Origin of the sequence: Priestia sp. YIM B13551 (assembly GCF_042787905.1) — a bacterium.
Taxonomy (GTDB): Bacteria; Bacillota; Bacilli; order Bacillales; family Bacillaceae_H; genus Priestia.
Genome location: NZ_JBHZOX010000005.1, coordinates 1 through 22,472 on the forward strand (window position 1 = coordinate 1; position 22,472 = coordinate 22,472).

Annotated in this window: 27 protein-coding genes and 1 riboswitch; of the genes, 14 read left to right on the top strand and 13 right to left on the bottom strand. The window is 38.1% G+C overall.

What is annotated here, in order from left to right:
- Positions 1 to 333: 333 nt before the first annotated feature.
- From ACFX4N_RS21630 to ACFX4N_RS21640, 3 genes are all read left to right on the top strand, one after another.
- On the top strand, positions 334 to 528 hold the full coding sequence (locus tag ACFX4N_RS21630; protein WP_057275340.1) for a hypothetical protein: 195 nt from the start codon (positions 334 to 336) through the stop codon (positions 526 to 528).
- Between the two features lie 236 nt (positions 529 to 764).
- Positions 765 to 2,351: an AMP-binding protein gene (locus tag ACFX4N_RS21635; protein ID WP_013059576.1), complete on the top strand. Its 1,587-nt coding sequence runs from the start codon at positions 765 to 767 to the stop codon at positions 2,349 to 2,351.
- A gap of 119 nt (positions 2,352 to 2,470) precedes the next feature.
- Complete coding sequence (locus tag ACFX4N_RS21640; RefSeq protein ID WP_013059577.1) at positions 2,471 to 3,148, top strand: MgtC/SapB family protein; 678 nt, start codon at positions 2,471 to 2,473, stop codon at positions 3,146 to 3,148.
- Between the two features lie 26 nt (positions 3,149 to 3,174).
- Here ACFX4N_RS21640 and ACFX4N_RS21645 read toward each other — a convergent pair whose 3' ends face one another.
- From ACFX4N_RS21645 to ACFX4N_RS21675, 7 genes are all read right to left on the bottom strand, one after another.
- Positions 3,175 to 3,783, bottom strand: a complete 609-nt coding sequence (locus ACFX4N_RS21645) for an NAD(P)-binding protein (protein WP_013059578.1) — start codon at positions 3,781 to 3,783, stop codon at positions 3,175 to 3,177.
- Positions 3,764 to 4,531, bottom strand: a complete 768-nt coding sequence (locus tag ACFX4N_RS21650) for a sirohydrochlorin chelatase (protein ID WP_057275339.1) — start codon at positions 4,529 to 4,531, stop codon at positions 3,764 to 3,766. The genes ACFX4N_RS21645 and ACFX4N_RS21650 overlap by 20 nt, the downstream gene beginning before the upstream one ends.
- Positions 4,532 to 4,544: 13 nt before the next feature.
- Positions 4,545 to 5,324 carry a uroporphyrinogen-III C-methyltransferase gene (gene cobA, locus ACFX4N_RS21655; RefSeq protein ID WP_013059580.1) on the bottom strand — a complete coding sequence of 260 codons (780 nt, stop codon included), beginning with the start codon at positions 5,322 to 5,324 and terminating at the stop codon, positions 4,545 to 4,547.
- A 91-nt stretch (positions 5,325 to 5,415) separates the two neighbouring features.
- A complete protein-coding gene (gene cysC / locus ACFX4N_RS21660; RefSeq protein WP_014457932.1) occupies positions 5,416 to 6,015 on the bottom strand; it encodes an adenylyl-sulfate kinase in 600 nt (199 codons plus the stop codon).
- A 12-nt stretch (positions 6,016 to 6,027) separates the two neighbouring features.
- The gene (sat, locus tag ACFX4N_RS21665; RefSeq protein WP_353880246.1) at positions 6,028 to 7,179 is read right to left on the bottom strand and encodes a sulfate adenylyltransferase; all 1,152 of its coding nucleotides are present in this window, start codon (positions 7,177 to 7,179) and stop codon (positions 6,028 to 6,030) included.
- Positions 7,180 to 7,231: 52 nt separating this feature from the next.
- On the bottom strand, positions 7,232 to 8,311 hold the full coding sequence (locus ACFX4N_RS21670) for a sulfate permease (protein WP_082611996.1): 1,080 nt from the start codon (positions 8,309 to 8,311) through the stop codon (positions 7,232 to 7,234).
- Between the two features lie 19 nt (positions 8,312 to 8,330).
- Complete coding sequence (locus ACFX4N_RS21675) at positions 8,331 to 9,044, bottom strand: phosphoadenylyl-sulfate reductase (protein WP_025601286.1); 714 nt, start codon at positions 9,042 to 9,044, stop codon at positions 8,331 to 8,333.
- Positions 9,045 to 9,298: 254 nt separating this feature from the next.
- Positions 9,299 to 9,401, bottom strand: a riboswitch (SAM riboswitch).
- A 313-nt stretch (positions 9,402 to 9,714) separates the two neighbouring features.
- Here ACFX4N_RS21675 and cdaS point away from each other — a divergent pair.
- From cdaS to ACFX4N_RS21690, 3 genes are all read left to right on the top strand, one after another.
- Complete coding sequence (gene cdaS / locus ACFX4N_RS21680) at positions 9,715 to 10,341, top strand: sporulation-specific diadenylate cyclase CdaS (RefSeq protein ID WP_013059585.1); 627 nt, start codon at positions 9,715 to 9,717, stop codon at positions 10,339 to 10,341.
- A 97-nt stretch (positions 10,342 to 10,438) separates the two neighbouring features.
- On the top strand, positions 10,439 to 10,822 hold the full coding sequence (locus ACFX4N_RS21685; protein ID WP_013059586.1) for a VOC family protein: 384 nt from the start codon (positions 10,439 to 10,441) through the stop codon (positions 10,820 to 10,822).
- A gap of 67 nt (positions 10,823 to 10,889) precedes the next feature.
- The gene (locus tag ACFX4N_RS21690) at positions 10,890 to 11,678 is read left to right on the top strand and encodes a potassium channel family protein (RefSeq protein WP_028409582.1); all 789 of its coding nucleotides are present in this window, start codon (positions 10,890 to 10,892) and stop codon (positions 11,676 to 11,678) included.
- 9 nt (positions 11,679 to 11,687) lie between these two features.
- On the opposite strand, the gene ACFX4N_RS21695 is transcribed toward ACFX4N_RS21690, so the two are convergent.
- The 4 genes from ACFX4N_RS21695 to ACFX4N_RS21710 all read right to left on the bottom strand — a co-directional run bounded on the left by ACFX4N_RS21695 (position 11,688) and on the right by ACFX4N_RS21710 (position 14,315).
- Positions 11,688 to 12,092, bottom strand: coding sequence for a YugN-like family protein (locus tag ACFX4N_RS21695; protein WP_016765797.1), 405 nt, complete (start codon positions 12,090 to 12,092; stop codon positions 11,688 to 11,690).
- A gap of 48 nt (positions 12,093 to 12,140) precedes the next feature.
- Complete coding sequence (locus ACFX4N_RS21700; RefSeq protein ID WP_225519265.1) at positions 12,141 to 12,341, bottom strand: hypothetical protein; 201 nt, start codon at positions 12,339 to 12,341, stop codon at positions 12,141 to 12,143.
- Between the two features lie 130 nt (positions 12,342 to 12,471).
- Complete coding sequence (locus tag ACFX4N_RS21705; RefSeq protein WP_013059589.1) at positions 12,472 to 13,821, bottom strand: glucose-6-phosphate isomerase; 1,350 nt, start codon at positions 13,819 to 13,821, stop codon at positions 12,472 to 12,474.
- 245 nt (positions 13,822 to 14,066) lie between these two features.
- Positions 14,067 to 14,315: a hypothetical protein gene (locus ACFX4N_RS21710; protein WP_225519264.1), complete on the bottom strand. Its 249-nt coding sequence runs from the start codon at positions 14,313 to 14,315 to the stop codon at positions 14,067 to 14,069.
- Between the two features lie 214 nt (positions 14,316 to 14,529).
- On the opposite strand from ACFX4N_RS21710, the gene ACFX4N_RS21715 reads away from it, so the two are divergent.
- Genes ACFX4N_RS21715 through mnhG form a run of 7 tightly spaced genes read left to right on the top strand, consistent with a single transcriptional unit; the run spans position 14,530 to position 20,283 of the window.
- Complete coding sequence (locus tag ACFX4N_RS21715) at positions 14,530 to 16,935, top strand: Na+/H+ antiporter subunit A (protein WP_098239786.1); 2,406 nt, start codon at positions 14,530 to 14,532, stop codon at positions 16,933 to 16,935.
- Positions 16,932 to 17,354 carry a Na(+)/H(+) antiporter subunit B gene (locus ACFX4N_RS21720; RefSeq protein ID WP_098239785.1) on the top strand — a complete coding sequence of 141 codons (423 nt, stop codon included), beginning with the start codon at positions 16,932 to 16,934 and terminating at the stop codon, positions 17,352 to 17,354. Before ACFX4N_RS21715 ends, ACFX4N_RS21720 begins: the two co-directional genes overlap by 4 nt.
- On the top strand, positions 17,354 to 17,695 hold the full coding sequence (locus ACFX4N_RS21725) for a Na(+)/H(+) antiporter subunit C (protein ID WP_013059592.1): 342 nt from the start codon (positions 17,354 to 17,356) through the stop codon (positions 17,693 to 17,695). The genes ACFX4N_RS21720 and ACFX4N_RS21725 overlap by 1 nt, the downstream gene beginning before the upstream one ends.
- The gene (locus tag ACFX4N_RS21730; protein WP_013059593.1) at positions 17,685 to 19,169 is read left to right on the top strand and encodes a Na+/H+ antiporter subunit D; all 1,485 of its coding nucleotides are present in this window, start codon (positions 17,685 to 17,687) and stop codon (positions 19,167 to 19,169) included. The genes ACFX4N_RS21725 and ACFX4N_RS21730 overlap by 11 nt, the downstream gene beginning before the upstream one ends.
- Before the next feature lie 6 nt (positions 19,170 to 19,175).
- Positions 19,176 to 19,652, top strand: coding sequence for a Na+/H+ antiporter subunit E (locus ACFX4N_RS21735; RefSeq protein WP_013059594.1), 477 nt, complete (start codon positions 19,176 to 19,178; stop codon positions 19,650 to 19,652).
- Positions 19,653 to 19,937 (top strand): Na(+)/H(+) antiporter subunit F1, encoded by a 285-nt coding sequence (locus ACFX4N_RS21740; protein WP_013059595.1) that lies wholly within the window; start codon positions 19,653 to 19,655, stop codon positions 19,935 to 19,937. It abuts the gene before it with no gap.
- The gene (gene mnhG / locus ACFX4N_RS21745; protein WP_013059596.1) at positions 19,921 to 20,283 is read left to right on the top strand and encodes a monovalent cation/H(+) antiporter subunit G; all 363 of its coding nucleotides are present in this window, start codon (positions 19,921 to 19,923) and stop codon (positions 20,281 to 20,283) included. Before ACFX4N_RS21740 ends, mnhG begins: the two co-directional genes overlap by 17 nt.
- A 44-nt stretch (positions 20,284 to 20,327) precedes the next feature.
- Here mnhG and ACFX4N_RS21750 read toward each other — a convergent pair whose 3' ends face one another.
- On the bottom strand, positions 20,328 to 21,491 hold the full coding sequence (locus ACFX4N_RS21750; protein WP_013059597.1) for an iron-containing alcohol dehydrogenase: 1,164 nt from the start codon (positions 21,489 to 21,491) through the stop codon (positions 20,328 to 20,330).
- A 220-nt stretch (positions 21,492 to 21,711) separates the two neighbouring features.
- Between ACFX4N_RS21750 and ACFX4N_RS21755 the strand changes: the two genes are divergently transcribed.
- Positions 21,712 to 21,942, top strand: coding sequence for a DUF378 domain-containing protein (locus ACFX4N_RS21755; RefSeq protein WP_013059598.1), 231 nt, complete (start codon positions 21,712 to 21,714; stop codon positions 21,940 to 21,942).
- 36 nt (positions 21,943 to 21,978) lie between these two features.
- Here the strand turns inward: ACFX4N_RS21755 and yugI are convergent, their stop codons facing one another.
- Positions 21,979 to 22,380 (bottom strand): S1 domain-containing post-transcriptional regulator GSP13, encoded by a 402-nt coding sequence (gene yugI, locus ACFX4N_RS21760; protein ID WP_013059599.1) that lies wholly within the window; start codon positions 22,378 to 22,380, stop codon positions 21,979 to 21,981.
- Between the last annotated feature and the right edge of the window lie 92 nt (positions 22,381 to 22,472).

Here is a 22,472-nt window from a genome sequence, read left to right on the forward strand (position 1 = left end):
AAAAAATAAAAATTAACGTTGACGTTTGTCGCTTTGTTCAGTTTTCAAAGTTCAACCGCCGCTCTTAAGCGACTTTACTATCATAACAAGTTGAAACCTAGTTGTCAACAAGTTTTTTTATTTGTTTATCACTTCGATGTTTGCTTTAGCAGTTCATCTTAGCGACATTTAATAATATACCACGCCTTCTTTTATTGTGCAATAGTTTTTCGATATATTTTTAAAAACTATTTTTTTGTAAACGAAACGTTAGCCAATTAATAGATACTAGCATATCTAGAGCCATACTAGCATAATGTCTATTAAATCCTTATCCGCCAAGGAGGCGTTCACTTGGATACCTTAATTGCAGCTGCACTCTATTTGTCCTTTTGTATGTCTATTCTCTTAATTTCACTTGCTTATTGGGAATCAATTCAAATGTCTAATAAAGAAGGCAAAGTCAACGGCCTTTCATTTATTTCACTTTCAACATTCAGCATGATTTTTTGTTTGTTTACTTCATATTTTTATGCCATTCTTTATTAACATGCGTTGTCTTCTTATAACAGGGAGACATTTCTTTATTTTATTACAATATTCGCATTCCGTATACTTACTTGTTGAAATCAATGTGATAAATCTAGTTCCTTCCCTTTCCTATATGCAGTGTAAAGTGAAGGAATTTGTCGAATGGTTTTTTGGAACACTTCCTTTAAATTTGATAAACTACTTTTAGAAAACGCTTTCATATATACTTTAACATTATTCAAGGAGGAAACCAAATGAAACCATTGCTTGAATTAACGGTTGGAGAACTTTTAAAAGAAAGTACAAAAAAGTTTGGGCATCAAGAAGCGGTTATCTACTCTGAACAAAATATTCGCTATACGTACGCGGAATTTTATCAAGAAACCTCTCGAGTTGCAAAGGCACTTCTAGCCACCGGTCTCAAAAAAGGCGACCATATCGCTATCTGGGCTACCAATGTGCCGGAATGGTTGCTTCTTCAATTCGCAGCAGCTAGAATAGGCGCTGTTTTGGTTACCCTTAATACAAGTTATCAATCCTCTGAATTAGAGTATGTATTGAGTCATTCTGATACAACAGCGCTATTTTTCATTGATGAATTTAAAAGCACTTCTTATACGTCTATTATCACCAGTATTGAACATAATCTTCCCAAACTAAAACATCTTATAAACTTAAGTGGATCAAGCGAACATACATCTTGGAACGAGTTTTTAATGAGTAGCTTAATGGTATCGGATGAGGTTCTCGATAAGCATGAACAATCCCTACATATCCATGATGTTATCAATATGCAATATACTTCCGGAACAACAGGTTTTCCAAAAGGAGTTATGCTCAGTCACCATAATATAGTAAACAACGGCTTTTTAGTTGCTCAGTCTATGAAACTGACTAACGAAGACCGCTTATGCATCCCAGTTCCTTTCTTTCATTGCTTCGGATGTGTGCTGGGTGTTCTAGCATGCGTATCTGTAGGTGCTACTATGCTACCGATTATTGAATTTCAACCTGCCTCTGTTTTACGCACCGTAGAGAACGAAAAATGTACAGCTCTTCACGGTGTACCAACTATGTTTATTGCGGAATTAAATACGCTTGACTTTCATCAATATGATTTATCTACTCTTCGCACAGGAATCATGGCTGGTTCTAATTGTCCAGCAGAAGTAATGAAACGAGTCATACATGACATGGGCATCAATGAAATTACGATCGCCTATGGTCAAACCGAAACATCTCCTGTAATCACCCAAACAACCCCAACTGATTCTATCGAGCGGCGAGTACAAACGGTTGGCAAAGTTCATAATCATGTACAGATTCAAATTATTAATCCAGTTACAGGTAAACCAGCTTCTTTCGGAGAACAAGGAGAACTTTGTGCAAAGGGATATTTAACAATGAAAGGATATTACAAAATGCCGGAAGAAACAGAAAAAACAATTGTAGAAGGTTGGCTACATACAGGAGATTTAGCTACCATCGATAAAGATGGCTATGTAAAAATTACAGGACGTCTAAAAGATATGATTATTAGAGGCGGAGAAAATATTTACCCAAGAGAAATTGAAGAGTTTTTATATAGAATACCCGAGGTAGAAGATGTGCAAATTGTCGGTATTCCTGATCCAAAGTATGGAGAACGAGTTGCTGCATGCATTAAACTCAAGCAACATTCTTTTCTTACCGCTCAAGAAATCAAAGACTTTTGCAAAGGTAAGCTTGCTCATTTCAAAATTCCGGAACATATTTATTTTATAGACGACTTTCCCATGACGGCATCCGGCAAGATTCAAAAATATAAATTAAAAGAAAAGATCGTAGCGCTTTATAAATAATCAGATTTTTTTGAATTTAACCTGTCATTATGAAGAAAAGTTTACTATACTGATACATATCTGTTTTTCTTCTTTCATACAGATATAAACAACAATGTTTATTGAAATAGGTGAAAATAATGGAAAATGAAATGTTGCTCAAATTAGGTATTTCCGCTGTACTTGGTCTTATTATTGGAATTGAAAGGGAACTAAAACGAAAGCCTGTTGGTTTAAAAACATCTCTCGTAATTTCCATTATTAGCTGTTTACTCACGATTGTTTCGATTGAGTCTTCTCAAATCTTTAATAAAGGTGATCACATCACAATGGACCCGCTTCGTCTGGCCGCTCAAATTGTTTCTGGAATTGGTTTTTTAGGGGCCGGTGTCATTTTACGAAAAGAAAATGACAGCATCTCAGGGCTTACAACAGCGGCTATTATCTGGGGAGCAGCAGGTATAGGCATTGCTGTAGGTGCAGGGTTTTATCCTGAAGCTATTACCGGAGTTGTACTGCTCATCATCAGCGTTGAACTTCTTCCCTTCCTTATTACTATTTTGGGGCCTAGGCAACTGCGCGAGAAAGAGCTTATTCTTCAACTCAAGCTGGCGGATAAGCACAATATCTTTGATACAACTAATAGCATTAGAGAAAAGAATATTACAATTAAAAATATTCGAATCAAAGATTTAGACACCAATGAATTGTATATACGAATGAAAGTGTCAGTTAATAACCAGCGCCCTACTACAGAAGTGTATTACGAAATTCAAAAAATCAGCGGTATTCGAAGCATTGAAGTTGAAAATGTATAAATAAAAAACGGCCAATTGGCCGTTTTTTATTTATATTTTTCAATCTGTTGTAAAAATTCCCGCTGTTTTACTAGAGACAGCCGGTATTGATCATTGATAATTTCTGTTAATAACTCATGTTTACGGCTCTTTGACACATTCAATCTGTGGATAAGAACTCTGCATTCATACAAAAACTGTGTATACTGTGTGTAACTCTCATCATAATTTGAGGATAAGTCTTCTTTGATTCGTTTTGTCAACAAAGGACTAGCGCCATCTGTGGATATTGCTAGCGATAATCTCCCTCTAGAAAACTGTGCAGGAATCTGAATATTTCCATCGGAAAAACTGCTGGCCATATTAACCAACTGATCATTTTTAATATGCTGCTTAACAAACTTATTCACAGCTTGATCATTTGTAGCCACAACAATTAAAAAGACATTAAGTAAGTCTTCTTCTCCTACTTTTTTTCTTTTTACACGCAGCTGATCTTTAGCTTCCCATTCATTTATTTCGGCTGAAACAGTTGGAGCAACCACTGTAATGGCTGCTCCTTCTTGTAAAAAACCTTTAATTCTACGAGTTGCGATTGTCCCCCCCCCAACTACTAAGACCGAACGACCCTTTAAATCAAGCATAACGGTATACATCGTATTGATTTCCTTTGCTCGATAATAACGTTTTTACTTGGTGACTTAAAATGTGTGCAAGTTCATCATGATAACCTAGGTAGTTGGCTAAGATAAACTGCTGGGCATCTGTTGATAGCTGCTCCAATTCTTCCTTAATTTCGTTCATTAAAATACCGGTAAACAAAAGGTACGGAAGAACGAATACTTGCTTATACGAAGTTCGTTTAGCAAGGTGCAGGCCTTCTTTTAAATTAGGAGAAGCCGCAGCTAAATAGCATGTGCTCACTTCTTTAAAAGCACCTTTCCCTTTTAGCAGTTGAGCTATTTCGTTAAAATCTTTTTTTACAGCAGGATCACTGCTTCCTCTGCCGACCAACAATACCATCGAATCTTCATGCTTATCCACATTGGTTTCCTTGATTCTCTCTACCAAGATATCAACAATTCGTTCGTCTACGCCGAACGGTTCTCCGTACAGCACTTCTACCTGGGGATAACGTTCATATACTTTGTGTATTTCTTCGGGTATATCATGCTTTGCATGCGCAGCTGTTAATAACAGAAGAGGCACAATTGCAATACGAGTAGCACCGTGTTCAATACATGCTTCAAATCCTTGTTCAATAGTGGGGGAAGCTAGTTCTAGGAAACAAACTTCTTGAATCGTTACATCTAGATTTTTTTTACATCTTTCAATAAAAGCAACTGCCTGATCAGCGCCTTCTTTTACGCGGCTGCCATGGCAAACATATAAAACTGCATCCATATAATCAACCTCTTTAGTAAGCTTCTTGTGCAAACGAATAGTAATGCTGTCCAGTCTTCTCAAACCAATTTAATCGGTCATGAAAATTCACAACTTCACCAACGATAATCATACTTGGATTTTCAATTTGTTCTTCTTTAACAATATCAACAATTGTACCAAGAGTTCCAGTTACAGTGCGCTGGTCCGCACATGTTCCCCAGTGAATCAATGCAATTGGCGTAGCTGAAGTTTTTCCGTGTTTCATTAACTGTTGGCAAATGTACGGTAAGTTCCGCACCCCCATATAAATTGCAAGAGTATCTACACCTTTGGCTAGGCTATCCCATTTGATTGCATCATGCTCGCTATCTTTACGATGACCTGCTACAAAAGCAAAGCTTGCGCTGTATTCCCGGTGAGTGACAGGGATTCCTGCATAAGCAGCGGCTGCGATGCCTGATGTAATTCCTGGAACAATTTCAAATGAAATGCCCTGCTGCACGAGAGCTTCTGCTTCTTCCCCTCCACGTCCGAAAACAAATGGATCTCCGCCTTTTAAGCGCGTTACAATTTTTCCTTTTTTAGCGAATTTCACTAAAAAGTTGTTAATTGTTTCTTGCTTGAGGGTATGATAGTTCGGAAGCTTTCCGCAGTAAATGATATCTGCATCACTTTTAGCATACTCCAGCAGGTCCTTATTCACTAAACGATCATATAAGATAACATCTGCTTGCTGAATTGCTTTCAACCCTTTTAATGTAATTAAATCTGGATCTCCCGGTCCTGCACCGACTAGATATACTTTCCCCATGAATGCCTTTCACCCTTCCATCATTTCCACGTCTCCGCAGCGCTCCCACATTTTAATTTGAATTAGAACAGCGGACAAAGTCCGCTGTCATTTAGATAAATTTTCGGTTAGCTAAATATTCAATAACAGTTTGTACACATTCTTCTACAGACTGTGTGCTTGTATTAATTGTTAATTCAGGGTTAGCCGGTGACTCATACGGAGAATCAATTCCTGTAAAATCACGAATTTCTCCGCTTCTTGCTTTTTTGTAAAGGCCTTTTGGATCTCTTTTTTCACATTCTTCTAACGGACACTCCACGTATACTTCCAAAAATTCATTCCCCTCTAAGATCTCACGCACTTGAGCGCGGTCCTCTTGGAATGGAGAGATAAATGCTGTGAGTACCACTTGACCGCTGTCTACAAATAGTTTAGAAACCTCACCGATACGGCGAATATTTTCTGTACGATCTTCAGCAGAAAACCCTAGATTCTTATTTAAGCCGAAACGAACATTGTCACCATCTAATACATAGTTGCGAATATTTTTATCAAAAAGCGCTTTTGCCACTGCGTTTGCTACGGTAGATTTACCTGAACCCGAAAGACCTGTAAACCATAATACAAAACTGTGATGATTATTTTGCTCGCGTCTTTCCTCTTTTGTAATTCCAGCATCATGCCACGTAATGTTTGTTGATTTGCTCACTTCAACCGCTCCTTATTTTGAAGATACTTTTTGTTTTGCTAATCCTTTAATTAACACTTCAATTACTTCTTTACGGCTGAATGTGCTTGGTGGCACTTCTCCGTTACGAAGCATTTCACGTACCTTTGTTCCAGATAGAATCATATGATCTTCCTTGCTGTGAGGGCATGTTTTCGTTGATGCCATCGCTTCACACTTCTTGCAATAGAAGCTGTGTTCAAAGAATAAAGGTGTAATTCCTAATTCATCTGCTGTAAAGTTACTGAAGATTTTTTGTGCGTCATATGTTCCATAGTAGTCACCAACACCAGCGTGGTCACGGCCTACAATGAAATGTGTGCATCCAAAGTTTTTTCGAACCATTGCATGGAAAATAGCTTCTCTAGGTCCAGCATAGCGCATCGCAGCAGGGAAAACTGCTAAAGCTACACGATCGCTAGGATAATAGTTCTCTAAAAGTACTTCATAACTTTCCATACGGATATCTGCTGGGATATCATCTGACTTTGTTTCTCCTACAAGTGGATTTAAAAACAGGCCGTCTACAATTTCTAATGCCGTTTTTTGAATATATTCGTGCGCACGGTGAACAGGGTTACGAGTTTGGAATCCAACAACTGTTTTCCAACCGCGTTCTTCAAATGCTGCTCTTGTTTCAGTAGGATCTAGGTAATACTTTTCAAAACGCGTTTTAGATGTACGTTCTACAAGTACGATTGGACCTGCTACATATACATTTGGGCGCTCCATCATTTTTTTCACGCCAGGATGAGCAAGTTCTGCCGTGCGGTACACGTTCTCCGCTTCTTTTTCTTTATTTGGCGTATATACTTCAGAAACTTCTAAAACACCATACGTTACGCCGTTTTGAACAAGTTTTACTTTGTCGCCAATGTTTAATTCTTTAGCTTGCTCTTCTGTTACAGGAAGAGTGATAGGAATACTCCATACTGTTCCATCTGCTAAACGCATATTTTCAACAACTGATTGATAATCTTTTTCTCCTAAAAATCCTGTAATTGGGCTGTAAGCACCAATTCCAATTAGTTCTAAATCACTTAGGGCCATGTTATCTACTTCGATTTCTTTTGTTAGTGACGTGTAGTCATATGTTGGTTGATATAAATTAATTAATTCTCCACCGTGTGCTTGAATTGTTGTCATTTTGTAAAATCCTCCTTAAATAATTAACACAATATAATAAAAAGCACTTGAATCACGCAGTCATTTTTTCTTTTTCCGACTGCAAGCTTGCTCTTTTTCTTCTAGTCGCTCTAGCTAAGCTTAGAACACCTGCTGTGGCAATACATCCGCTAGCTAGCACCACAAATGAATATAAGTCGCTTTCAAGTACTAATTTCACAAGAACATATGAGATTACGAGTGAAAATACAGGGGATACCACCCAAACCTTTAACATTTGAATGACCACTTCGCGCTGTTCTTTCGTGAATCCCGTTTTCGCTGCTCCTATTCCAATAATAGAAGACGTAGTGACCTGTGTAAGCGGTACTGGCAAACCAAACAGTGAAGCGACTGTGACAAGAGAAGCACCAGTACCCGAGATAATGCACCCTTCTCCTACAGAATAGCGAGTAATTTTTTTCCCGTTTGTTTCAATAACTCGGCCTCCTAGTAAAAGAGCCCCGAGCGCCACTGCCAATCCTCCTGCTATGACACCCGTTGTGGCATCCATTAATCCAGCTCCTACTAGAGGACCGACAGCATTTGCCACGTTATTCATTCCAGCTGAGAAGGCTTCAAAGAATCCCGTCGCTATAACTAAAATCGTTAAAACTCTTTTCCACTTTCCCTCTGCTTCTTTTTTATGCGCTCTGCGTTTTATCACTTTTCCAATCAAAAAAGCAATGACAAATGAAACTAGCGGAACAATAATCCAAAAAGACATGACAACTAAAAGTTTTTCCACATACAGAGATTGATAAGCTACGCCTACTCCAACAACTGAACCAACCGTTACTTCACTTGTTGATAGAGGAATACCAATTAAATTCGCGAAAAAGAGTGACAGCGTTGCAGCAGCCAGAATGATAATAACTAATTCTACTGACAGCAATTTTTCAGGTATGATACCTGAACTGATGGTTTTTACCACCTCGCCGCCTCCGATAATGGCTCCGAGCACAATACCTGCAGCACAGATGAACAGGGCTACTCTTCGCTTTTTAATCGCACCGGAGCCGTATGAAACGCCCATAGCTGCTGCTGCACCGCTTGCCCCAATATTCATTGCAAAAAAAAGCGCAATGATAAAGGCAACATATAAAAGCATCATTTATTCAGCTCTTTCGTATTTAAGATTCGTGTAATCCGCATTCAACTTTTTGTGTACCTGCCCATCTTCCTGAACGTAAATCGTCTACATTGTAGGCAGGTGCGGTACAGGGTTCACAGCCGATACTTGGGTAGCCTTGATCATGAAGTTTGTTATATGGCAAATCATGCTTATACACATAGCGCCAAATTTCCTTCCAAGACCAATGAATTAACGGACAAACTTTCACCTTCTTGAATTTCTCATCCTTATTAAAGTAATTCGTGCTGGCACGAGACTCAGACTGCTCGCGTCTCAAACCAGAAATCCACGCATCATAAGGAGCAAGAGATTCTCTTAATGGAATGATTTTTCGAATTTGACAGCATAAGTTAGGCTGACTCTTCCAAAGCTCATCTCCATGTTTTTCAGCTTGTTCTGCAAGAGTTAAATCCGGTTTTTTCATATGAATACGTAAATCAGGGAAGCGTTCTTTAATTGCATCAATCACTTCATATGTTTCTTTAAAATGAACGCCTGTATCTAAAAAGACAATTTCAGCATCTTTTTTCACTTTTGAAATTAAATCAATTAACACGATCCCTTCGATCCCAAAGCTTGATGCATAGATAATTGAATCTCCGTAGGTATCATACGCCCACTGCAATGCTGAAAGGGCTCCTTTTGTTTCATCTTCACTGTCGAACTCTGGAAACGTATCACTCCAGTTTTCGTACGTATATAAGTCTGCCATTTTCTTCACTCCAATTCTTAGTTATCCGCGTTATCCAATAAAAAAAGACGGTTTTACCCACTAGAATTGGATAAAACCGCCTCTAGTGTGTCTAGTCAGCGAAACTATTTAATTCTTACTTTGCTTCGACATGCCCAAAGATTTGTTTTAAGTCGGGGGTTACAGTCATTGGTGTCCCTCCTCAAATTATCGCTTGCGCTATATCAAAATAAAAAGTCTTCCATATTGAAAGACTGGGTAGGCAATAAATTTTCACCTTATCTTTCAAAATGATACACACTTTGCTGGAATTAGCACCTTGCTAAGCAGGTTGCCGGGGTTCAGCGGGCCAGATCCCTCCACCACTCTTGATAAGCATTTTTTAAAAATTTTAGCATATTTAGAATATTTGTCAACATTAAAAATCATATATCCGATAAGAAAACTATACTTTAAATTCACAGAAATATCTATACTTTTATTTAAAACAACATATGTAAATTTAAACCAAATGTGAACATATCAGTTTATAAAACGCTTTCTTTTTTCTCCAACTTTTTATATTCTCTTGCTAAATAAAACACAAAACCTCTCTATAAAATTAATAAGGGATTTATAAGCTTTACGGATAATTCACCCACATTAGCACACATTACAGATAACACTGACTGACAGATAGGAGCTATATAAGATGGAGAGACAACCTTTTCAATTAGACGATACAATTAAAAATAATGTGCGAACATATTTACAGCAGATTTCAACTGAAGCCTCTAATTTAATTAAACATTTAGACACGAGTGATCATTGTATACTATGTGATTTTGAGGAGATGCGAAAGTTATTTCAAGATGTTCAAGCTACGGCTGCCTCTTATTACTTGCGTCATTACTTATCGCCTTATACATTTGAATATGCTGCTCTGTCCTTAGCTATTCATAACCTTTCTGAGAAACGTCACGGCGCTTTAATTGTCATTGAACGGGAACAAAATGTAGACCCTCTTATTCAAAAAGGAATGCCTATTCAAGCTCCTGTCAGCGCTACGCTAGTTGAGACGCTGTTCTATCCAGGGACACCCTTACATGACGGAGCCGTCCTAATTAGAAATAATCAGCTTATCTCAGCTGCTAATGTTTTACCTCTCTCGTCTATTATTTCAACGACCAAAAAATTGGGAACACGTCACCGTGCTGCCATTGGAATGTCGGAAAAATCGGATGCATTAATTTTAGTTGTCTCTGAAGAAACAGGCAAAATTTCGTTTGCACTTGATGGAAGCCTCTACCCTATTCACTCCAGCAAAAATATGATTTAAGAGCCCTTTCCTGATAAGCAGCCCTATGTTGACTTCTATATCCTTTCTCTTTAATATATTTCATAGTTTTTACATACTATAGATACGGGTGATGCATATGACAATTTTAAAATTTGAACATGTAGGCGTTCAAGTAAAGGATATAGAAGAATCTATTGAGTTCTATACGCAAAAAGTGGGATTAGAGCTCATCGAAAAACTACCACATACCGATCCGTCTTTGAAGCTAGCTTTTCTAGGTTTAGAAGGCAATGTAATTGTAGAGTTAATTCAAGGGTATAACTCAAGCTTACCTAACGAAGGTAAAGTTCATCATTTTGCGCTGGCAGTAGACGGAATTGAAGAGGAGTTTGAGCGTTTAAAATCAGCAGGCGTTTCATTTGTGGAAGAAAACATTGTAACTTTGCCAAATGGAGCAAGATACTTATTTTTCTACGGTCCAGACAAAGAATGGATTGAATATTACGAAGTAAAAAGATAAAGATATCTTATACCTTCAGTGAAAAATGGTCATACTGTGGCTATGACTAATCACTGGAGGTTTTTTTATGATGGAATGGCTATTATTTCGACTTTTTCGTCGTTCTATTTTAGTGCGGCTTCTTTTTATTATCGGCTGCCTTGTTCTGCTTTTCGGCATGCTTATACATTTCCTAGAGCCGCAAACGTTTGGGAATGTGTTTGAAGGAATTTGGTGGGTTATTATTACAATCTCTACTATAGGGTACGGTGATTTTGCTCCGACCACTACGATTGGAAGGTTAGCTGCAATTATTTTAGTCCTGATCGGAACGGGATTTATTACCACTTATTTTGTTACGCTTTCTAAAATTGCTGTTTCCGCTGAGAGCGCTTATTTGGAAGGAAATTTAAAATTTTATGGAAAAGATCACTTCATCGTTGTTGGGTGGAATGAGCGCGCCAAACTCGTGTTAGAGTCTTATCGCGACGCATTTCATAAAGAAGACATTGTTCTTATCGACGACTCTCTGACTAAAAATCCCATGATTTGTGATCGCGTTCATTTTATTAAAGGAAGTCCCTCTCATTATGAAGTATTAGAACTTGCCAACGCTCGGTACGCAAAAAAAGTGCTGATTACTGCCGATCAGCATAAGACAGAAGAATATGCAGACATGAATACTATTGTTACGTTAGTCGCTCTGCAAGGATTGAACCCTTCTATTTACAGCATCGTTGAACTGTTAACAAAAAAGCATATTCAAAATGCACAAAATTTGGGGGTGAATGAAATGATTAAAACAAACGAGTTGATTAGTCAAGTCATGTACGAACATATTTTTGTGAAAAAATTAGAGAGTTTAAAAAAAGAATAGTTCCTTCAATTACTGAAGCAGCGCATCTTCTGCCTCTCTAATTAGCTCTTCTCCTAAGCTGATATACTTTTCTGGAAATGAAGCGTCTGCGTCTTGGGGTTCTGCAAACTGATTAAATGAAGCACTGACATTTCCATTGTGAACATCGTCATCTAGACCAATTTGATATTTATGTGAAAGTAAAAATGGCGTGCCAATCTGTACGGTTGTTCCTTTAGAATCCAGTTCTCCATTCGTAGCTGTAAACGGGATACGTAAAAACTGATAGCCGACTTCATCATTCATCTTATAGTCGAATGAACCATGGTCATAATCCCAATTCCCTCCAATGTTATACCCAAGCGGCTTAAGCGTTTTTTCTAATTCGTAAAGCTTGAATAATGTGCCCTCTAATCTTGAAGATAATTCAATCATGTTATCCCTCCTCTGTTTTAACATGTCCTCTTTCCAGCGTTTTATCCTTTATCTCAAAAGCAAAAAAGAGGTTGAGACATAACTAAATGAATCCAACCTAAAGACGAACAAACTGGATAAAGTAGCTCGTATAAATCGCTTGTGACACCGTGATGTCCGTGCAAGGCTTCGCTTTCCGCGGGCAGGCGCTGAGCCTCCTCGTCGCTTGCGCTTTTCCCCGCAGGAGTCTTCGCCTTGCCCTCCAATCAACTGCTAGAAGGACCTAAACAGATGAAACTATATTCACCATAACAAAAAAAACGAACCACTAATCAAACATGTTGATCAATGGTTCGTTTTCCACTTGGGCTAAAATACTTTTGTACCGCCCTCTTTTTACTTACTTCAAACGCTTTTCTAATTCTGCTTTTTTCTCTTCAAAACCAGGTTTTCCCAGAAGAGCAAACATATTTACTTTGTATGCTTCTACTCCCGGCTGATCGAATGGGTTTACGCCTAATAAATAGCCGCTGATTGCACATGCTTTTTCGAAGAAATATACAACATATCCGAACGTATACTCATCTAGCGCAGGAATGTTCACAACTAAGTTTGGAACGCCTCCATCTGTGTGAGCAAGCATTGTACCTTGGAAGGCTTTTTTATTTACAAAGTCAACTGTTTCACCAGCTAAGTAATTTAATCCATCTAAGTCCGCTGCATCTTCTTCAATTGTTAGCTCATGACGAGAATCTTGAACTTGTACAATTGTTTCAAAAATATCACGACGACCTTCTTGTACATATTGACCTAAAGAATGAAGATCCGTTGAGAAGTTAGCAGATGAAGGGTAAATACCTTTTTGATCTTTTCCTTCACTTTCGCCAAATAACTGTTTCCACCATTCAGCAAAGTATTGAAGAGCTGGCTCATAGTTAATCAGCATTTCAATTGTTTTTCCTTTATTATAAAGAACATTACGAGCTACAGCATATTGATAAGCTGGGTTCTCTTCTAGCTCTGATGATGAGAATGCTTCTTGAGCATCAGCTGCCCCTTTCATCATTTGTTCGATATCAAGACCCGCAGCGGCGATTGGTAATAAACCAACCGCTGTTAATACTGAATAACGGCCGCCTACATCATCTGGAATAACAAATGTTTCATAGCCCTCTTCATCCGCTAATGTTTTTAATGCGCCACGCGCTTTATCTGTTGTTGCATAAATACGCTTGCGTGCTTCTTCTTTGCCATATTTCTCTTCTAATAATTTACGGAAGATACGGAAAGCAATCGCCGGTTCTGTTGTTGTACCAGATTTTGAAATAACATTAATAGAGAAATCTTTATCTTGTAAAACATCCATTAAGTCTTTCATGTATGTTGAGCTGATGTTGTTACCAGCAAAAATAACTTGCGGAGTTTTACGCTGTTCTTTTGATAATGTGTTATAGAATGAATGCTGAAGCATTTCAATTGCAGCACGAGCACCTAAGTAAGATCCTCCAATACCGATAACAATTAATACATCTGAATCAGATTTAATTTTTTCTGCACTTTTTTGAATGCGTGCAAATTCTTCTTTGTCATACTCCGTAGGAAGGTCGACCCATCCTAAAAAGTCGTTTCCAGCACCTGTTTTCTCATGAATTGAATGGTGAGCTACTTTCACGGCATCACGTAAGTATGTAAGTTCATGTTCACCAAAAAATGATAACGCGTTTGAATAATCAAAACGAACATGTGTCATAGTCTGTTCCTCCATTAAAATATCTTTATTTTTCACTTTATCGAAACTGTTAGCTGAATTCAAGTGAATCCACTTACAATTTGACACAATCATTATAGTTTGTTGAAACTGCAATCATTGTATGTACCCTTTTATTTAACGATAAATTCAGTTGTGAAGTCAACTAATGTTCTTTGATTACAGGACGTAATTCATGCACGATTACGCAAATAATAAGCAAATAAAAAACGACTACAGAGTGGTCTTCAATCGTTTTTTATTTGCTTATCGGGTGGTGCAATATAGTTCATTTCACCTATCTTCACATATTGTCTCGGTTTATAAGAGGCTTTTAAAAGGGAAAAGTCTATTGATATGGAATTTTCAGCTTGGTTTTTAGAAGTGAGTAGCATCCTGTTTTCTTCTTTCATTTCCAAGTGATTATTCAGCACAAATCCGCCCATACATAATGCGGTAAAAATGAGAAAACTGATGGCTATTTGTTTCCTATACATTTCCATCACCCCATTCTTAGAGTGACAATTTCGAGTGATTTTTATACGTCCAAAAAAATTTTTTTATGTTTTTTTTATGGATTTTGTGACGAGTTTCTATTTATTTAATAAGGTTTGAAAAATCCGCTGATACTAAGAAATAGCATGGATGCATGCATAATTAAATTATTATATAATCGGTTACAGAATTGAATATCACAAGGAGGTTTGTCTTTTGTCGTGGTTGCACTTGGTGATTTTATCGCCTTTTTTATTAGCCTTTTTTGTCCCCCTTCTGTATAGGAAATTCCAGCGTATTCATACAGGGTGGTTCGTTTTACCTCTTCCACTTGTGTTGTTCATTTATTTCACACAATATATCAGTGGTGTTTCTAAGGGGGAAACATATCTACATTCAATGAAATGGATACCTAGTCTGGGCATTAACTTTGATGCCTATGTGGATGGACTTGGTCTTCTGTTTTCTCTATTAATCACCGGAATTGGGACACTTGTTATTCTTTACTCCATTTATTATCTTTCTAAGACAAAAGAAGCACTGCATTCGTTTTATGTCTATTTGCTTCTTTTTATGGGGTCGATGCTAGGAGTTGTATTATCAGACAACCTAATGAGCCTTTACAGCTTTTGGGAATTAACAAGCCTTTCATCTTTTTTATTGATTGGTTATTGGTACAAACGAGAGAAATCTCAATACGGAGCCTTAAAATCTATGCTCATTACCGTATTCGGAGGACTTTCACTTTTAGCAGGAATTGTGCTTTTATACGTTATGACAGGTACTTTCAGCATACGCGAAATTATCTCAAACGTAGATGTAGTCACATCAAGTCATCTATTCATTCCAGCTCTAGTCCTCATTTTATTAGGGGCCTTTACAAAATCTGCTCAGTTTCCTTTTCATATTTGGCTGCCAGATGCAATGGAAGCTCCAACCCCAGTGAGTGCATACCTTCATTCAGCCACAATGGTAAAAGCGGGAATTTATCTTTTAGCAAGACTCAGCCCTGTTTTCTCTATAAGCGCCACTTGGTTTTTTATTATTTCAATTATAGGACTAATTACACTGTTTTGGGGCTCGTTTTCAGCAGTAAAGCAACAAGACTTGAAAGGGATTTTAGCTTTTTCAACCATTAGTCAGCTCGGGATGATTATGTCACTTATAGGAGTAGGTAGCGCAGCTATTCACTATAATTTTTTAGACGATAATATCTACTTAGTAGCTCTTACTGCAGCGGTTTTCCATTTGATTAACCACGCTACCTTCAAAGGCAGCTTGTTTATGGTAGTAGGCATTGTCGATCATGAAACAGGCACGCGTGACATTAGAAAGTTAGGCGGGTTAATGAGCTTCATGCCTGTGACATTTACCATTGCTATCATCGGGGGATTTTCAATGGCGGGTCTTCCTCCTTTTAATGGATTCTTAAGTAAAGAGATGTTTTTTACAGGCATGGTAAACGTGACAAAAATGGATATGTATAGTATGCAGACGTGGGGAATTTTGCTGCCTATCATCGCTTGGTTAGGAAGTATTTTCACTTTCGTCTATAGTATGATTCTTGTCTTTAAAACCTTTACAGGCAAATACCAGCCCGAAAAACTAGAAAAGAAGCCGCATGAAGCACCAGTAGGGATGCTTATTTCACCTGTTATTTTAGCATCACTGGTTGTTATTTTTGGCTTTGCTCCTAATTTATTAGAATCAACCCTTATTGAGCCAACAATGGCCTCTATCGCACCTAGCCTGCTAGCTGAAGGTAAAGAATATCAAGTGCATATTAAATTTTGGCATGGCTTTACCCCAGAATTATTTATGACGCTAGGGGTCATCATATTTGGTATTTTGTTATTTATGACGATTCAAAAGTGGTCAAAAATTTATACACGATTCCCTTCTTCTTTAACGCTTAATAACGGCTATAATTATGGAATTAAAGGGATAGAAAAAGGGTCAACACGTATCATGAAAACATTAATGACAGGATTTATTAGAGACTATCTTTTAATCATTTTTACTTTCATAGGCATTTTACTTCTCGTGACGCTCTTTTCTCAGAATGCCTTTGCGATTGATTTAAAAGATACTGCTTCTATAGGCGTTTATGAAGCCATATTAGCAGTCGTAATGGTTGCGGCTACTATTACAACTTTATTGGCAAAATCACGCCTCACAGCCATTATTTCGCTCGGAGTTGTCGGGTATACGCTCTCTTTATTTTTCGTATTATTCCGAGCTCCTGACTTAGCTTTGACTCAATTAGTGATTGAAACTGTATCGGTATCCCTGTTTTTACTATGTTTCTACTACTTGCCGGAGTTTCGGAAGCGAAAAGTAAGGGTGAAGTTTCAGCTGCCAAACTTACTGGTTGCTCTTCTTGTAGGAACGACTGTTACACTGCTTGGCATATCAGCAAACAGTACGAAACTATTTGAATCGATTTCACATTACTTTATTGAAAACAGCTATGAAAAAGCAGGCGGCGAAAACATGGTGAACGTAATTCTTGTTGACTTCCGCGGATTTGATACATTATTTGAAATTACCGTACTTTGTATAGCAGCTCTTGCTATCTATGGCATGATTCGTCTTCGGTTAACAAAGGAGGAAGAAGAGTGAAAAAAAATGATTTGATACTACAAACCACAACGAAAGTAGTCACGTTTATTATTATCATTTTTGCCATTCATCTTTTCTTTGCAGGTCATTATACACCGGGGGGAGGGTTTGTTGGGGGACTTACTACCTCAGCAGCCCTTGTATTACTACTGCTGGCTTTCGATATAAAAACCGTATCCAAAGTCATCCCATTTGATTATAAGAAGGTCGCGGCTTCCGGACTGCTGCTAGCTATTTTAACGGGGCTTGGGTCATTTATTTTCAAAGTTCCATTTCTAACTCACACATATAGCTACTTTATCCTTCCCCTTCTCGGGAAAACATCTTTAGCTACCGTTGTACTGTTTGATTTAGGTGTATATCTAGTAGTAGTTGGTGTTACGATGACCATTATTCAAACGATTGGAGAGAGTGAATAGTGGAAATATTAATGTCCATAGTGGCAGGGATTCTATTCACTGCCGCTGTATATCTCATGTTATCCCGCAGTTTACTGCGAATTATTATTGGAACAGGTTTATTAAGCCACGGCGTTCACCTGTTGATTTTAACGATGGGCGGATTAAAAGGGGGGAGTGTTCCCCTTCTGGGAGAAAAGGCTTCTTCTTATACAGATCCTTTACCTCAAGCCCTAATTTTAACTGCCATTGTCATAAGCTTTGGCGTCACTTCTTTTTTCCTTGTACTAGCTTACAGGGCTTATCAAGAACTCGGAACAGACGATATGGACAAGTTAAGGGGAAATGAACATGACGAGTAATTTTGTAATCATCCCACTGCTTATCCCGTTTGTTGTAGGTGTTGTGCTCATTTTTTTCAAAGACAATATTAAACTTCAAAGGATAATCAGTGTTTTATCATTAATCACCACCACTGCTTTTGCTTCCTATTTAGTACAACTGGTTCAATCAAAAGGTGTTTTAACTCACGAGCTTGGGAACTGGAAACCTCCTTTTGGAATTATTCTAGTAGCGGACATGTTCGCGTCCCTTCTCGTACTTACTGCTAGTGTGGTAACACTATGCTGCGTTCTTTTTGCTTTTCATACAATTGGGGAAAAGCGTGAACGTTTTTACTTTTATTCATTTGTGCAATTTTTATTAGTAGGCGTATTCGGCGCCTTCTTAACAGGTGATATCTTTAACTTATTTGTCTTTTTTGAAGTCATGCTTATGTCTTCGTACGCTCTTATTGTAATTGGCGGTACAAAAGCACAGCTTCGAGAGTCACTTAAGTATATTTTAGTCAACGTCATTTCATCCGCTTTGTTTGTCATTGCCGTTGCTTATTTATATGCCGTAACAGGAACTCTCAACATGGCGGACCTTTCACAGCGAATTGCTGAGGCGAACCAGCCGGGAATTTTAACAACCATTGGCATGCTTTTATTTATCGTCTTTGCCTTAAAAGCAGCTTTATTTCCAATGTATTTCTGGCTTCCAGGTTCATATAGTGCGCCTCCACCCGTTATTATCGGGTTGTTTGGTGCTTTGCTCACAAAAGTAGGCGTTTATTCGATTTTCAGGACTTTCACTTTACTGTTTTACCATCATCCTGAATTTACTCATCAAATTATCGGCTACGTTGCGCTTTTGACTATCGTTGTTGGTGCAGTAGGCGCCATTGCTTATTCTGATGTAAATAAAATCTTAATTTATAACATTATTATTGCTGTCGGAGTCATAGTCTACGGAGTGACCTTGACAACAAACGCAGGTTTTGAAGGAGCTATTTATTATTTAATTCACGACATGATTATTAAAGCAGCTCTATTCCTTCTTGCTGGAAGCATCATTCGAATAACTGGAACAACAAAATTAAAGAAAATGGGTGGGTTAATTAAAGACTATCCGCTGCTTGGCTGGATGTTTTTTATCGCTACTATTTCGTTGGCAGGAATTCCTCCCCTAAGCGGCTTTATTGGAAAATTCCTTTTAGTTCAGGGCGGCTTAGAATCAGAGAGCTACACGTTTGTAGGAGTTTTACTAGTTTCAAGCCTGCTTGTTTTATATTCTGCCATTAAGATTTTCATGAGCTGCTTCTGGGGTGAACCTAAGCTTTCTTCTGAGCATGGAAAAGTATCCCTTAAAGGTATTCTATACCCATCCGCTATCTTACTTGCTGTTTCTGTCTTTTTAGGACTAGGTGCAGAAGCTGTTATTCCTTATGTGTCAACAGCCGCTCAAACGCTTATGGATCCTTCAATTTATATCCAATCGGTGTTAAAGGAGTAGATCTGCATGTCATTTCAACTATTATTAAACGTAATCATTGCATTCACATGGATGTTTTTGAGAGGGATTTGGACACTCCCTTCCTTTATTATAGGTTTTTTCTGGGGAGCGGTACTGCTGTTTGTTTTCCGCCGTTTTTTTCACAGGCGTTTTTACTTGCATAAAGTGTATGCGATCATTAAACTGCTGTTTATTTTCATACGAGAATTATTCAAAGCCAATATTGCAGTGACTAAGGACGTATTGCGCCCTAAATTAAATATTCAGCCAGCCATCTTTGCAATGCCAACCCGTCTGGAGAGTGAATGGGAAATTACCATTCTTTCTCTTTTAATTACGCTAACGCCAGGCACACTGGTGATGGATGTGTCAGATGATAATTCTACTATCTATATTCATGCAATCAATACAGACGATATTGATGACATTATTACAGATATTCAGCAAACATTCGAAAAAGCCATTATGGAGGTGAGTCGTTAAATGCTCGATATTTTTTTAAACGTTTCGCTCATTCTCATTTCTGCTTCAACTATTGGATTTGTTTATCGAGTGGTAAAAGGTCCGTCAACTGCTGATCGAGCAATGGCCCTTGATGCTATTGGAATTAACATCATTGCCATCACGGCCATCATCTCGATTATTTTTCGAACGCAGGCTTTTTTCGAAGTCATTTTACTGCTAGGCATCATAGCCTTTGTAGGTACCGTTGCTTTTTCTAAGTTTTTAGAGAAAGGAGAAGTGATTGAATATGAACGTGATCAGTGAAATCATTGTAGGAGCTTTGGTACTAATAGGGTCTCTTCTGACAGTTGTGACCATGATTGGGCTTATTCGCTTGCCTGATACGTATACAAGAAGTCACGCTGCCTCCAAAAGTGCTACCTTAGGCGTCCTGTTTATATTAGTGGGCTGCTTACTCTACTTTTGGATTGACACCGGCCATATTAGTGCACGGTTAATTTTAGCGATTGTCTTTGTGTTTATCACCTCTCCTATTGCTGGGCATTTACTAGGAAGAGCGGCTTATTACAGCGGAGTTCCTCTTTCTGATAAAACCGTTCGGGATGATTTGAAAACCAAACAGCAGAAAAAGCTTACCCATGATGAATAGAAAAAAACGCCGTGCGGTTTGCACGGCGTTTTTTATCGAGAATCTTATAAAGAAGCGCGTAGGATTGCTAGTACATCTTCTCTGTTTAATTTTTTAAATTTACCAAATTCACCTTTAGCCATTGCACGATCAGCCATAAGATCTAATTTGTCTTCACCAATATCATAATCAGCTAAGCGAGTTGGTGCACCTAGGCTTGACCAGAATTCACGAAGCTTATCAACACCTTCAAGTGCTACTTCTTTATCCGTCTTGCCTTCCGTATCTACGTTAAATACGCGTACAGCTACTTGCTTGAAGCGATCTACGTTCTCATCCATTACGTGTTTCATCCAGTTCGGGAATAAAATTGCCAATCCACCTGCATGTGGAATGTCATATACAGCTGATACCGCATGCTCAATATTGTGAGTAGCCCAATCGCCTTGGTGTCCCATTTGTAACATACCGTTTAATGCGATTGTCCCATTGTATAAAATCGTTTCACGTAACTCGTAGTTCTCTAAGTCGTTTAATAATTTTGGTCCCGTTTCAATAACCGTTTGCAGTACTCCTTCACACATGCGATCTTGAAGCGGCGTATTTGTTGCAGCATGGAAATATTGTTCAAATACGTGGCTCATCATGTCGACCATGCCATAAACTGTTTGATTTTTTGGTACAGTAAATGTATTAACGGGATCTAAAATAGAGAATTGAGGGAATGTTGCCGGACTGCCCCAGCCGTATTTTTCTTGTGTTTCCCAATTTGTAATAACAGAACCAGCATTCATTTCTGAACCTGTTGCTGCTAATGTCAGCACTGTTCCAAATGGAAGAGCTTCAGCTGCGAATACGTCGCGGTTAATGATGTCCCATACGTCTCCATCATATTTTGCGCCTGCTGCGATTGCTTTTGTACAATCGATTACGCTTCCTCCACCAACTGCAAGTAAAAATTCAATACCGTTTTCTTTACAAATATCGATTCCTTTGCGAACAGTTGTCAGACGAGGATTCGGCTCTACTCCCGCTAACTCATGTACTTCTGCATTCATGTCATTCAGTACATCCATTACTTGATCGTATAAACCGCTGCGTTTTACGCTTCCTCCGCCGTATACTAATAATATCTTTTTACCAAAGCGCCCTGCTTCTGTTTTTAATTGCTCTAATTGACCTTTACCAAAAATTAATTTTGTAGGATTATAAAATGTAAAATTGTTCACTATAAACTCCTCCTTACGAGCTTGATTACATGCATCATTATGAAGAACAACTTTTTGATTGTAAAGAATATTGACTTCCTAAAGATTATTCCCTGTTGACTAGACGCTCACCCCATCCAAATCAACGTTTATTTGTCTGTATCTTCCAAAAGTAAATATGCATATTTCCCTCAAAAAAAAGCAGGCTAATAAGTGAACTACAAAACAAGGAGGGTTCATCATGAGTGGTATTCAACGTATTGCGCTCGTATTAACGATTATTGGAGCAATTAACTGGGGACTTATTGGCTTTTTTCAATTTGATTTAGTAGCAGCAATCTTCGGCGGTCAAACATCTGCTTTCTCCCGCATTATTTATGGATTGGTTGGAATCGCAGGACTGATTAACCTAGGTCTATTATTTAAACCTTCTGCTGAAGTAGAGCGTACAGAACCTAGAACGGAACATTAAAAAAAGAAGGATAGCTAAGCTATCCTTCTTTTTTTCTTATTTCTTAATTAGATCTTCGCGGTTTGATTGCTCAATCCACTCTTCTAATTTTTCTTTTAATGTGTTGAATCCTTGAGTAGATTCAGTGTGAACTGTTGCTTGACCTTGACGCTTTTTAGCAGGTTTTTTAGGTGCAGAAGCTTCAGTTTTTTCTGGAGCTGGCTCAGTAGCACGAATAGATAAACCAATTTTACCAGTTGACTCATCAACAGATAAAACTTTAACGTTTACTTCGTCTCCTACTGATAAATGTTCGTTAATATCTTTAACGAAGCCATGTTTCACTTCTGAGATATGAACTAATCCTTGAGTTTCTTCATTTAATGCAACGAATGCACCGTATGGTTGAATTCCTGTTACTTTACCTTTTGTAACAGTACCGATTTCAAATTTTGACATATAAACACTCCTAGATACCTTATTATTTTCACCATTATAGCCAATTTAAAATTATAGCACAGTTCATAGATTGAATCAAAAAGTAGTTATAC

Excerpts from the sequence above, each read along its gene's own strand:
- ACFX4N_RS21635 (WP_013059576.1), top strand. The coding sequence starts at position 765 with ATGAAACCATTGCTTGAATTAACGGTTGGAGAACTTTTAAAAGAAAGT.
- ACFX4N_RS21670 (WP_082611996.1), bottom strand. The coding sequence starts at position 8,311 with ATGATGCTTTTATATGTTGCCTTTATCATTGCGCTTTTTTTTGCAATG.
- sat (WP_353880246.1), bottom strand. The coding sequence starts at position 7,179 with ATGACAACAATTCAAGCACACGGTGGAGAATTAATTAATTTATATCAA.
- ACFX4N_RS21685 (WP_013059586.1), top strand. The coding sequence starts at position 10,439 with ATGACAATTTTAAAATTTGAACATGTAGGCGTTCAAGTAAAGGATATA.
- ACFX4N_RS21650 (WP_057275339.1), bottom strand. The coding sequence starts at position 4,531 with ATGGATGCAGTTTTATATGTTTGCCATGGCAGCCGCGTAAAAGAAGGC.
- ACFX4N_RS21675 (WP_025601286.1), bottom strand. The coding sequence starts at position 9,044 with ATGGCAGACTTATATACGTACGAAAACTGGAGTGATACGTTTCCAGAG.
- cobA (WP_013059580.1), bottom strand. The coding sequence starts at position 5,324 with ATGGGGAAAGTATATCTAGTCGGTGCAGGACCGGGAGATCCAGATTTA.
- ACFX4N_RS21640 (WP_013059577.1), top strand. The coding sequence starts at position 2,471 with ATGGAAAATGAAATGTTGCTCAAATTAGGTATTTCCGCTGTACTTGGT.
- yugI (WP_013059599.1), bottom strand. The coding sequence starts at position 22,380 with ATGTCAAAATTTGAAATCGGTACTGTTACAAAAGGTAAAGTAACAGGA.
- ACFX4N_RS21705 (WP_013059589.1), bottom strand. The coding sequence starts at position 13,821 with ATGACACATGTTCGTTTTGATTATTCAAACGCGTTATCATTTTTTGGT.
- ACFX4N_RS21740 (WP_013059595.1), top strand. The coding sequence starts at position 19,653 with ATGCTCGATATTTTTTTAAACGTTTCGCTCATTCTCATTTCTGCTTCA.
- mnhG (WP_013059596.1), top strand. The coding sequence starts at position 19,921 with ATGAACGTGATCAGTGAAATCATTGTAGGAGCTTTGGTACTAATAGGG.
- ACFX4N_RS21755 (WP_013059598.1), top strand. The coding sequence starts at position 21,712 with ATGAGTGGTATTCAACGTATTGCGCTCGTATTAACGATTATTGGAGCA.
- ACFX4N_RS21710 (WP_225519264.1), bottom strand. The coding sequence starts at position 14,315 with ATGTATAGGAAACAAATAGCCATCAGTTTTCTCATTTTTACCGCATTA.
- ACFX4N_RS21735 (WP_013059594.1), top strand. The coding sequence starts at position 19,176 with ATGTCATTTCAACTATTATTAAACGTAATCATTGCATTCACATGGATG.
- ACFX4N_RS21730 (WP_013059593.1), top strand. The coding sequence starts at position 17,685 with ATGACGAGTAATTTTGTAATCATCCCACTGCTTATCCCGTTTGTTGTA.
- ACFX4N_RS21645 (WP_013059578.1), bottom strand. The coding sequence starts at position 3,783 with ATGTATACCGTTATGCTTGATTTAAAGGGTCGTTCGGTCTTAGTAGTT.
- ACFX4N_RS21690 (WP_028409582.1), top strand. The coding sequence starts at position 10,890 with ATGATGGAATGGCTATTATTTCGACTTTTTCGTCGTTCTATTTTAGTG.
- cdaS (WP_013059585.1), top strand. The coding sequence starts at position 9,715 with ATGGAGAGACAACCTTTTCAATTAGACGATACAATTAAAAATAATGTG.
- ACFX4N_RS21695 (WP_016765797.1), bottom strand. The coding sequence starts at position 12,092 with ATGATTGAATTATCTTCAAGATTAGAGGGCACATTATTCAAGCTTTAC.